This is a genomic window from Asticcacaulis sp. (assembly GCF_020217185.1).
Lineage (GTDB): Bacteria > Pseudomonadota > Alphaproteobacteria > Caulobacterales > Caulobacteraceae > Asticcacaulis.
On record NZ_JAIWNX010000007.1, the window covers coordinates 1 to 10000 of the forward strand.

At 62.4% G+C, this 10000-nt stretch carries 10 protein-coding genes and 1 pseudogene; 6 read left to right on the forward strand and 5 right to left on the reverse strand.

Annotation, left to right across the window (positions count from 1 at the left end; translation table 11 throughout):
* From LDL37_RS00330 to LDL37_RS00340, 3 genes are all read right to left on the reverse strand, one after another.
* The coding region (locus LDL37_RS00330) for an ATP-binding cassette domain-containing protein (protein WP_290792716.1) at window positions 1–251 on the reverse strand (251 nt) is incomplete at its 3' end.
* A 16-nt stretch (window positions 252–267) separates the two neighbouring features.
* Window positions 268–582 (reverse strand): ABC transporter permease subunit, encoded by a 315-nt coding sequence (locus tag LDL37_RS00335; RefSeq protein WP_290792718.1) that lies wholly within the window; start codon window positions 580–582, stop codon window positions 268–270.
* Window positions 513–1100 (reverse strand): hypothetical protein, encoded by a 588-nt coding sequence (locus LDL37_RS00340; protein ID WP_290792720.1) that lies wholly within the window; start codon window positions 1098–1100, stop codon window positions 513–515. The genes LDL37_RS00335 and LDL37_RS00340 overlap by 70 nt, the downstream gene beginning before the upstream one ends.
* A 348-nt stretch (window positions 1101–1448) precedes the next feature.
* Between LDL37_RS00340 and LDL37_RS00345 the strand changes: the two genes are divergently transcribed.
* The 6 genes and pseudogenes from LDL37_RS00345 to LDL37_RS00370 all read left to right on the forward strand — a co-directional run.
* Window positions 1449–2024 carry a sigma-70 family RNA polymerase sigma factor gene (locus LDL37_RS00345; protein WP_290792722.1) on the forward strand — a complete coding sequence of 192 codons (576 nt, stop codon included), beginning with the start codon at window positions 1449–1451 and terminating at the stop codon, window positions 2022–2024.
* Window positions 1999–2964, forward strand: a complete 966-nt coding sequence (locus tag LDL37_RS00350; protein ID WP_290792724.1) for a FecR domain-containing protein — start codon at window positions 1999–2001, stop codon at window positions 2962–2964. The genes LDL37_RS00345 and LDL37_RS00350 overlap by 26 nt, the downstream gene beginning before the upstream one ends.
* Window positions 2965–3087: 123 nt before the next feature.
* Window positions 3088–6099, forward strand: coding sequence for a TonB-dependent receptor (locus LDL37_RS00355; RefSeq protein ID WP_290792726.1), 3012 nt, complete (start codon window positions 3088–3090; stop codon window positions 6097–6099).
* Window positions 6100–6154: 55 nt separating this feature from the next.
* Window positions 6155–7114 (forward strand): alpha/beta hydrolase, encoded by a 960-nt coding sequence (locus LDL37_RS00360; protein ID WP_290792729.1) that lies wholly within the window; start codon window positions 6155–6157, stop codon window positions 7112–7114.
* 4 nt (window positions 7115–7118) lie between these two features.
* On the forward strand, window positions 7119–8237 hold the full coding sequence (locus LDL37_RS00365) for a pectinesterase family protein (protein ID WP_290792731.1): 1119 nt from the start codon (window positions 7119–7121) through the stop codon (window positions 8235–8237).
* A 106-nt stretch (window positions 8238–8343) separates the two neighbouring features.
* A pseudogene (locus LDL37_RS00370) lies at window positions 8344–8930 on the forward strand (IS5 family transposase); the annotation flags it as partial.
* 13 nt (window positions 8931–8943) lie between these two features.
* On the opposite strand, the gene LDL37_RS00375 reads toward LDL37_RS00370, so the two are convergent.
* Window positions 8944–9555, reverse strand: a complete 612-nt coding sequence (locus tag LDL37_RS00375; protein WP_290792733.1) for a hypothetical protein — start codon at window positions 9553–9555, stop codon at window positions 8944–8946.
* A gap of 12 nt (window positions 9556–9567) precedes the next feature.
* Window positions 9568–10000: DUF2490 domain-containing protein (locus LDL37_RS00380; protein ID WP_290792735.1), on the reverse strand; the 433-nt coding region annotated here is incomplete at its 5' end.

Sequence of the window (10000 nt, forward strand, 5' to 3'; positions counted from 1 at the left end):
GCCTGCCCGTCCGGCGCAGAGGGGAAGTGGACCGTGCCTGCGCTGGGCTCGATCAGGCCCGCTACGGTGCGCAGCAGGGTCGATTTGCCCGAGCCGGAGCGCCCCAGAAGACCGACGATCTCATTGGCATTCAGGGTCAGATCGACCTTCTCCAGCACGGTGTGGCCCGTGGATTTGCCCTTTTCATAGACGTGCGACACCTGACGCAGTTCGACCAGAGGGCAAGCGGGGGTGAATTGGGTGTGGGTCATGGGAAAGTACCTTTCCTCAGTTCAGACGCAGGCGGCGTTCGGCGAAGACGTAGAGGCGGCGCCACACGATGCGATTAAAGGCGATGACGAACAGGCTCATCACTGCGATGCCCAGCACCACGCGGGGATAGTCGGCCGCCGCAGTGGCGCGGGCGATATAGGCCCCAAGGCCCGCCGCTTCGAGGTGGGTATGGCCCCAGTCCACGGCCTCGGCCACGATGCTGGCGTTCCATGACCCGCCCGAAGCCGTCAGGGCACCGGTCACATAGTAGGGAAACACCGCCGGCAGGGCGATCTGACGCCACCATTGCCAGCCCCGGATGCGGAACATCTGCGTGTCGGCAGGGTGGTCAGCGACTGATAGACGCTGAAGGCCATGTTCCACGCCTGACTGGTGAAGATGGCGAAGATAGCGGCGGCTTCGGCCCCTAACTGATTGCCCGGAAACAGGCCCATGAACAGGGTCACCGTAAAGGTCAGAAAGCCCAGAACCGGGACAGACTGAAGGATATCAAGCGCCGAAATGATCAGAAGGGCCGCCCGGCGGCTCTTGGCCGCCAGAGTGGCCACGGTGAAGGTGAAGACCAGCGACGCCGCCAGCGACGCAAACATGCGCAGCGTCGAGCGCAGAGCATATTCGGGCAGTTGCGCCAGATCGAGCGTTACCGGTGCGGAACGCAGTTGGGAAAGCGGCTGATCCATGGCGGACGCACCATGAAAGACCAGCACCGCCACCCCGGCCAGCAGCAGGAAGGCGGCGAGATCGGCGAAGGACACACCGTAGCGGTCGGCGCGGGACGCATGCACGAGCGGACGCGCGCCCTGACTATCTTCGAAAAAGAAGACCATCGGCTTACCTTTGATACTGAGGCCGCAAAGCCCGGTATCGGCAAGCCGGAAACCCGTTTACCCGATGCGCGGTCCTTGCGGCAATGTGGATCGACGACTGTCGTCGGGCATGGGTTTAGGTTCCTGATAAGCCTGTTCCGAAGGTAGGATACCCTCGGAAACAGGGTTGCGCGCGGCCATTAGGCCCGCGCGCAATCGTTGTCAAACGAAAAGGGGCGGTTCCCACGCGACCCTTGAGCGGCGCACAGGCCTTTAAGATCAAAACTATTGCGGCGTGCCTTTCGGCCATCGCCAAACATAAATTTACGGAAGTCACCCGCTCAGGCATCATAGTATCGGGAGGCCTGAATGGAGTCCGCGCCGGATCACATCATTCACTGGGTGGCTTCGCAGATCCTGCCTCATGAGGCGGATGTGCGGGCGTGGCTGATGCGTGCCCGGTTGGGGCGTGACGACGCTGAGGATATTCTTCAGGAATCCTACTGCCGCATGGCGGAGCTAAGCCATATCGAGCACATCACCTCGCCGCGCGCCTACTTCTTCACGGTGGCGCGCAATATCGCCCTGATGCGGCTGCGGCGAGCGCGTATCGTGCGTATCGAAAGCGTGGACGAGATCGACCGGCTGGAGGTCATGAGCGACCTGCCTTCGCCGGAGCAGGTCAGCGTGGCGCGGTCCGATCTGGCGCGTCTGAAGCGGGTGATCGCCACCCTTCCCGCACGCTGCCGTCAGGTGTTCGAAATGCGCAAGATCGAGGGCCTGCCCCAGAAAGAAATCGCCCGCCGTATGGGCCTGAGCGAACATATGGTGGAAAATGACGCGGCCAAGGCGTTGCGTCTGATCATGAAGGCCATGGCCGAAGACGAACCCCGTCTCCAGCCGCGAAAGGAGTATATGCGTGGTACCGACGCCGGTCGAAACTAGCGAGCAGATTGCGCACGCGGCCAGCCTGTGGGCGGTCAAGCCACGTCCGCTCTCGCCTGAGGACGCGGCGGCGCTGAACGCGTGGCTGGCCGGTGATCCGCGGCGGCGCGGGGCGCTGCTGCGGGCTGAGGCCGGCTGGCACAGCCTGTCGCGGGCGCAGGCGCTGGGGCCGTCCGCCCACTGGCAGGACACGGCCGCCCGTCTGTTTCCCCTCCCGTCACGCCGGCGTCTCCTGACCGCCGCGGCGGCCGGTGGCGGGCTGATCGCCGCCAGTCTTCTGGCCGTCTTTGCCCTGCGTCAGGACGAGGCCATAACCCATATGGGCGAAATCCGCCGCCTGCCCATGAGCGACGGCTCGATCGCCACGCTGAATACCGATAGCCGCCTGCGCATCGACATGGCCGAAAGCGAGCGCCGCATCGAGCTGATCGAGGGCGAGGCGTGGTTCAAGGTAGCGCACAATCGCCAGCGTCCGTTTATCGTCAGCGCCGGTCAGAGCCGCATCAAGGCCGTCGGCACCGCCTTTTCGGTCAAAAAGCACCCTGACGGGGTTGAGGTGCTGGTGACGGAGGGCACGGTGCAGGCCTGGTCGGTCGCCGATGGTCGTGAGGCCGTCCTGCTGCACGCCGGGGAACGCACCGTCCTGCGTGAACATCAGCCGGTCAAGATCGTCCACGCCCCCGACGCCATCGACAGCGATCTGGCGTGGCGCGAAGGGCAGATTGCGCTGAACGGCAAGACCCTGTCGCAGGTGGCGGCGGAGTTCAACCGCTATAACCGCATCCAGATCGTCATTGAGGACGAGGCTCTGGGGCGCGAGCGCCTGATCGGGCGGCTGAGCGCCAATGATCCGGAGGCCTTTTCGGGGGCCGTGGTCGAAGCCTTCGGCGCAAATATCCATAAGACCGACAAGGCCATCCTGATCGGCACAAAAAAATAAATACGCCGCATACGGAAGTCCGTTTGCCAGGCATCGTAACTCAGGAAGGCCCAGATTTAAAATAACCGGGACCTTCAATAATAATAATGCGCACCACGGGGCGCTTCTACAGGGAAAATTCTGATGACGAATGCATTTATGCGCGCGTTTAATGGCCCGTTGCTGCTCGCCGGCGGCACGTTGCTTATGGTTTCCGCCGTGCCGGCTCAGGCACAGGACGCGGTCAAGTCGTTCAATGTCCCGGCTCAGGCGGCCGAACGCGGCATTCCTCAGTTCGCCCAGCAGGCCAATATCCAGCTTATGGCGCCAGAAAAGGTCGTGAAGGGCAAGCAGACCGCCGCCGTGCAGGGCAATATGCCGGTGCGCGAAGGCCTGTCGCGCCTGTTAGCGGGCACGAATTTGACACCGGTTACCCGCTCCAATGGCATTATTGTTCTGGCTGAGCAGATCCCGGCAGCGCGCGACAACGCCATCCCCATCACCCGCACCGCCTACGCGGCCGACACCACCGCCTCTGACGAGCCCGCCGCCGCCCCCGAAGAAACCGTGGTCGTGGTCAAGGGCATTCGCGGATCGCTGAGCAAGGCGCGCGCCATCAAGCGTCGCGCCGCCAATGCGGTCGAAAGCATCGTGGCCGAAGACATCGGCAAGATGCCGGACCTCAACCTGGCTGAGTCCATCCAGCGCGTGCCGGGTGTGGCCATGTCGCGCGAAGGCGGCGAAGGGCGCAATATCACCCTGCGCGGCTTCGGTCCGGACTTTACGCGCACCACGCTGAACGGCATGGAAGTCCCGGCCAGCAGCGACGGCCTCGACACAGGCGGCGTCACCCTCAATGCGGGCCGCGCCTTCGACTTCCACCTGTTCGCCTCGGAACTGTTCAATCGTATTGACATCGAAAAATCGCAGAAGGCCTCGACCGAAGAAGGCGGCATTGCCGGTACGGTCAATCTTTATTCAGCGCGTCCCTTTGATTTCCGCAAAGACTTCACCGTCTCCGCCTCAGCGCAGGCCAATTACAACACCCTGAATCAGAAGGCCGATCCGCGCGTCGCCCTGCTGGTCAGCAAGACGTTTGCCGATGGTAAGTTCGGGGCGCTTCTATCGGTGGCGGCCTCCAACCGCACCGTGCATCAGGAAGGCTATTCCAGCGTGCGCTGGACCTCGCCCTACGTCAATGGCGACTCGTGGGCCAAGAGCAACCCGACTGTAACGGGGACGCCAAAAGCCTGTGGGGCCGCCGATCCGCTGGATTGCCTGTGGGCCCCGCGCCTGCCGCGCGCCGACTATTTCGGCAATGATCAGAAGCGCATCGGGGTCACCGGCTCGCTGCAATACAAGCCCACCGAAAACGCCCTGATCACGCTGGACGTCCTGCATTCGGAACTGACCAATGACCGCGACAGCTATAATTCGATGGAATGGCTGCTGACGCACGGCACCGCCGGTAACTTTACGGGTCAGACGCCGCTGTCGTTCAAGATCGGAGCCGACGGCAAGACTCTGGTCGCCGCCGCCTTTAACGACGTGACCTCGTGGTACGAAAGCCGCCGTCAGAACTCGCAATCGACCTTTGATCAGGTCGTCCTGTCCGGTCGTTTCAAGCTCAATGAGCGCCTGACGCTCGACGCCATGGCCGGGTCGGCGGTGGATGACGCCGACCGCACGGAACTGCGCTTCTACTACCGCTCGGTGCCGCACTATTACGCCTATGACTACAGCGGCAATGCCTATGTGCCGAGCATCAGCTTTGGCACCTATGACCCCAACAAGGCCAACAACTATATCAACGCCCTGACGGCCTCTAACCGCATCAACACGGTAAAGAAGGAAAACTTCACCTCGCGCTTTGACGCCACCTACAATGCCGACAACGTGTCGCTGAAGGCCGGCCTGAGCTATAATGACCGCAAGGTGAGCTATGGCGAAGGTCTGGGCGCAACGCCCAGCTTCGACCCGTCGAACTATACCCGTCCCTTCCCCGTCTCCAACTTCGGCAAGGGGCTGGACGGTCCGGGCCTGCTGCCCTTCCGCGTCGCCGATTTCGACGCCATTGCCGCCGCAGGCATCATCAAAGGCGGCTATACGGACAACACCGGGGCGGGCTGGACCGTCGGCGAAGAAACGCTTGGGGCCTATGGCGAACTGAACGCCGAATACGACATCGCTGGTATGCGCCTGCGCACCAATGCCGGTCTGCGCTACGTCAAGACCAAGGTCAGTTCCAAGGCACGCGTCAGCGGCACGCCGGTCGAGGTCAATGTCGATTACGACAACTACCTGCCCTCGATCAATGCGGCGCTGGACGTGCGCAGCGACCTTGTGGTGCGTGCCTCCTATGGCCGCAGCCTGACGCGTCCGGGGCTCAGCTCGCTGAACATCGCCGGGCCGGTCTTCGGCTACACCACGCGCACCGTGGGCAATGTCGGCAACCCGTCGCTGAAGCCCTATGAATCGAACGATGTGGATCTGGGCGTCGAATGGTACTTCGGTGACGAAGGGCTTCTGGCCTTTACCGTCTTCCATAAGGACATTGTACGCTCGCTGAAGACCGATGTGGTCAGTCAGATGATCGACCCGTCCTTCTGGCCGGCCATCTATGCCGACCCGCTGTACGACACCTCCTACAATGCCGATCCGGCCAAGGTGCCCTACACCTTCACCATCCCGGTCAACAGCGACAAGGGCAACAGCGTCAAGGGCTTCGAACTGACCTATAACCAGCCCTTCACCTTCCTGCCGGGGCCGTGGTCGAAGCTGGGCATCGCGTCCAACTACACCCACGTCTCGGCCGAAGACTCCACGGGCCTGTCGCCCAACTCCTATAATCTGACCGTCTATTACGACACCGAGACCTTCGGGGCGCGCCTGTCGGTCAACAAGCGTGACGACTATCTGCTCAGCGAACCGGGCGGCAATGGTCACGTGCAGGAGCGCAAATACGGCCCCACCCACGTAGACTTCGCCTCCTTCTACAACGTCACGCCGCGCTTGACCCTGACCTTTGAGGGTATCAACATCACCGACGAAGTGGAGCGCATCTACGGCACCGGCGATACGGGCGACATGGATCTGACGCGCGAATATACCCACACCGGAGCGCAGTGGATCCTCGGTCTGCGTTATAAGTACTGATAAACATAAAGCGGCCATCGGCACCCGCCGGTGGCCGCCTCTACAGGAGTAAACCATGCGGCTTTTGCCCGCCCTTACCGTCGCCGCGCTGGGTCTGGGACTACTGACCCCCGCCCTCGCCGCCGACCTGATCCCCGTGGACGACAGCTACACCGTCTCGCAGCGGTTTGAGCGCTATAAGGATCAGTATGCAGGCATCAGCTGGCCCGTGGCCGAGTTCCAGAGCGGGCAAAAGGTGCTGTTTGACCGCCGTTACAAGAGTATCGGCGGGCGCGAACTGCATATCGACGTCTTCCTGCCGGTCGCCGGGCGCGCCAATGGCAAGGGTATCCTGCTGGTGCACGGCGGTGGCTGGCGCTCAGGCAACAAGTCGCATTTCTACGCTCTGGCCAGCCGGCTGGCGCAGCGCGGCTATGCCGTCTTCCTGCCGGAGTTTCGCCTGTCGCCCGAAGCCCCCTATCCGGCGGGTCTGATCGACGTCAATGACGCCCTTGTCTGGGTCAAAGGGCAGGCGCAGACCTTTGGCATCGACCCCAAGCGGCTGGCCCTTGGCGGGGCCTCGTCCGGCGGGCAGATGGCCGCGCTTGTGGCCTATACGGCGGACACCCCACTCTACAAAAGCCAGGCGGGCGACGATACGCGCGTCAGCGCCCTGATCGACATTGACGGCGTGCTCGACTTCACCACACCACTGGCCCTGCAATACGAAAACGCCGCCGGGGACAGCTCTGCCGCCGGTCTGTGGCTGGGCGGTGCGATGGAAAAGGTGCCCGACCGCTGGCGCGAAGCCAGTGCCGCGAAGCACGTCAGCGCCGCCGCCCCGCCGACCCTCGTCATCAGCAGCGGCCTGACGCGCTTTACCGCCGGTCATGAAGAGGTCGAGGCCAAGCTGAAAGCGCAGGGCATCGCCTATCGCTATACCGCGTTTGACAACGCCCCCCACGACATCTGGCTGTTCGATCCGTGGTTCAGCCGCATTGTCGATCTGATTGACGGTTTTCTGTCGGAACACTGAGCTCATGTCTGTACGCCCCACCCTGCTCGCCAGCGCCGTCGCCTGTCTGACCCTTGCGGCGCTGAGCCTCCCCGCCGAGGCCGCCACCCGTTTTACAGTGCGCCCGGACTGCGGTACGCAAAAAGCCTGTTTCACAAAGGTGCAGGCCGCGCTCGACGCCGCGCAAAAGGACACAAGCGACACCTGGGTGGTGATCGACGTGGCGGCGGGCGACTATTATGAAAAGGTGACGGTCAGCCGCCCGAAAGTGCGCCTCAAAGGCGCGGGGGTGAAACGCACCCGCCTGCACTTTGACGCCGTGGCCGAAACGGCGGGCAAGTATCACCGCCGCAAGTGGGGCACACCCGGCTCGGCCACCCTGACGATCAATGCCGATCAGGTGACGGTCGAGGGCCTGACCGTCGAAAACACCTTCGACTACCTCAGCAACGACGCGCGACTGAGCGATGACCCGCAGAAGATCAAAAATTCGCAGGCCGTCGCCGTCCTGCTCGATATCGACAGCGACCGCGTGCTGTTCCGCAAGACCGCGATGCTCGGCTATCAGGACACGCTGTTTGCCAATGGCAGGCGGGCGGTGATCCGCGACAGCCTGATCGCCGGCAATATCGACTTCATCTTCGGAAACGGGCAATTGCTGATCGAAGACAGCGAATTGCGCACCCGCAATCGCGGCGCGCCCACCCCGCGGGGGGAGTTCCATTCCTTCTTGCTGGCCCCCTCCACGCCCCTGAGCCAGCCCATCGGCCTCGTCGTTTATCGGTCGCGCCTGACGCGCGAAGCCGGTGTGCCCGACGGCGCGGTGGCGCTGGCCCGGCCCTGGCACCCGACGACCACCTTCCCGGACGGACGCTATGCCGATCCCAACGCCGTGGGGCAGGCCCTGTTTATCGACTGCGTGATGGACGCCCATATCCACCCCGACCACTGGACCAGCATGGGCGGCACGGCGCGCGACGGCACCAAAACCGCCGTCTTCCATCCGCAGGACTCACGCTTTTTTGAAAGCGGCTCGACCGGACCGGGCGCCAGACACCGCGACATCGGCATCCTCTGGAAAGACGCCCCGGATATGGCCACGGTACGCCGACAGCTCTCCGACGGCTGGCCGCAGGTGAAATAACCCTTCCTGACGCTTCGGCTCCCCGTTGATGCGTCGCACTGGCCGCCCTTGTCTCACGACAGGGCGGTTTTTTTTAGAACCTCATGCCGAAAAGTATGCTCCACTTTACGGCAACTGGAGCACAGCGTTTCGCCGCTTCAGTGACTGGCGCAAAGCCGATGTTTTTAAACGGATATTTGATGCCTGCTCGGATGATCCAGATATGGAATACGCGATGGTCGACGCCACGATAGTCAAGGTCCACCGTCATGGCCAGGGCGCTAAAGGGGGACTCAGAGCCAGGCCATAGGCCGCTCAAAGGGCGGCATGACCACTAAAATCCTCGCCTTGACAGATGCCTTTGGCAATCTCGTGCGCTTTGAACTGTTGCCGGGGCATCGGTTCGATACGGTGGGCGTTGAACCGCTTCTGACAGGCATCAGCTTCGGAGCCTTGTTGGCCGACAAGGCTTTCGACAGCAACTCGATCGTCGATAATCTCAATGAACGCGGGGCGAAGATCGTCATTTCCCAACATCCACGGCGTTCAAAGCCTTTGGACATCGACAAAGAAATCTACAAATGGCGACACTTGGTTGAGAACTTCTTTTGCAAACTCAAAGAGTTCAAACGCATCGCCATGAGAGCAGACAAAACCGATAACAGCTTCAAGGCCATGATCTATCTCGCAGCCGCCGTCATAAACTCAAAATGAATCCCCACAAACCCTAATTCAACGCATGGCGCGCCTGCCACGCACCGGCCACCTCAGCGGGGGCCACGCCGATGGTCACATCTTCTCCACGGGCTTCTTTCAGACGGATCAGCCAAGGCGTGCGTGATTGCGGCTGGTAGGACCGGGCCATGGCGCGGATATCCTCTTCGGGTACCTCGAACACCACGCGGGTGAACTGGCTGCATTCGCCGGGCATTTCAAACGCCGGGCAGTAGTCGATCCAGTGCGTCACCGTGCTCGGTTTGACCTTCACGAGGCGGTCACCGATCTGATAGCGCACCTCCGATATCTCACGGCGTGCCCCGCTATAGGTCAGGTCGTGCCAGACCTCCCAGCGCTCCTGACCCGTCTGCCGGTCGATGCGCACCTGAACGTGGCCATCCCAGATATAGGCCCCATTAGCTGGCCCCGGTTTGCGCGTCGCTTTCACGGTGGACAGAAGAATGGCATCGTCAAGATGGTCGCCCTTGATGAGGGCGCGGCGGGCAAAATGCGCCGGTTCAAGCTTCGCCAGGCCCTTGGACAGGCGCATGTTTTCGACCGGAGTCGAGTCAGACGGGGCAAAGAAAAACGCGGCCATGACGGCCAGATGCACGGCACTCATACGAAAAATCCTTTAAAACTGCGCGGTCAGGCTGAGGCTGACAATATGGTCAACAGCGTCTTCGCGGGGACGGCGCACCCACTGATGGATATAGCCCGGCTCAAGCGTCAGCCGGGACGTCAGGGGCACAGATACGCCCACACTGTTGCGCCAGCGCTCAAGGCCTTCGCGTTGCCCCCAGTCCGTGGTGTTGGCGGCCCAGAAGGCCTCGCTCCACACCACGCCGCTGACTTTCGGTGTGAGCGGCTTGCTGAAACGGAGCTGCTGACGCAGACGCCAGCCCATATCGTCGCGCCCGTCTATTCGCCTTTGCTCCAGTCGTGTGCGCCCGTTCAGAACCGCGCCGCCCTCAAAGGCCGCCACGCGGTAAGTCAATTGTTGCCACAGACGGTGCTCATCCGTCTTGGCCGGTCCCGGCGGATTGGTTTGCACGAAGGCATAGCCC

Excerpts from the sequence above, each read along its gene's own strand:
- LDL37_RS00340 (WP_290792720.1), bottom strand. The coding sequence starts at position 1,100 with ATGGTCTTCTTTTTCGAAGATAGTCAGGGCGCGCGTCCGCTCGTGCAT.
- LDL37_RS00375 (WP_290792733.1), bottom strand. The coding sequence starts at position 9,555 with ATGAGTGCCGTGCATCTGGCCGTCATGGCCGCGTTTTTCTTTGCCCCG.
- LDL37_RS00360 (WP_290792729.1), top strand. The coding sequence starts at position 6,155 with ATGCGGCTTTTGCCCGCCCTTACCGTCGCCGCGCTGGGTCTGGGACTA.
- LDL37_RS00365 (WP_290792731.1), top strand. The coding sequence starts at position 7,119 with ATGTCTGTACGCCCCACCCTGCTCGCCAGCGCCGTCGCCTGTCTGACC.
- LDL37_RS00345 (WP_290792722.1), top strand. The coding sequence starts at position 1,449 with ATGGAGTCCGCGCCGGATCACATCATTCACTGGGTGGCTTCGCAGATC.
- LDL37_RS00335 (WP_290792718.1), bottom strand. The coding sequence starts at position 582 with ATGTTCCGCATCCGGGGCTGGCAATGGTGGCGTCAGATCGCCCTGCCG.
- LDL37_RS00355 (WP_290792726.1), top strand. The coding sequence starts at position 3,088 with ATGACGAATGCATTTATGCGCGCGTTTAATGGCCCGTTGCTGCTCGCC.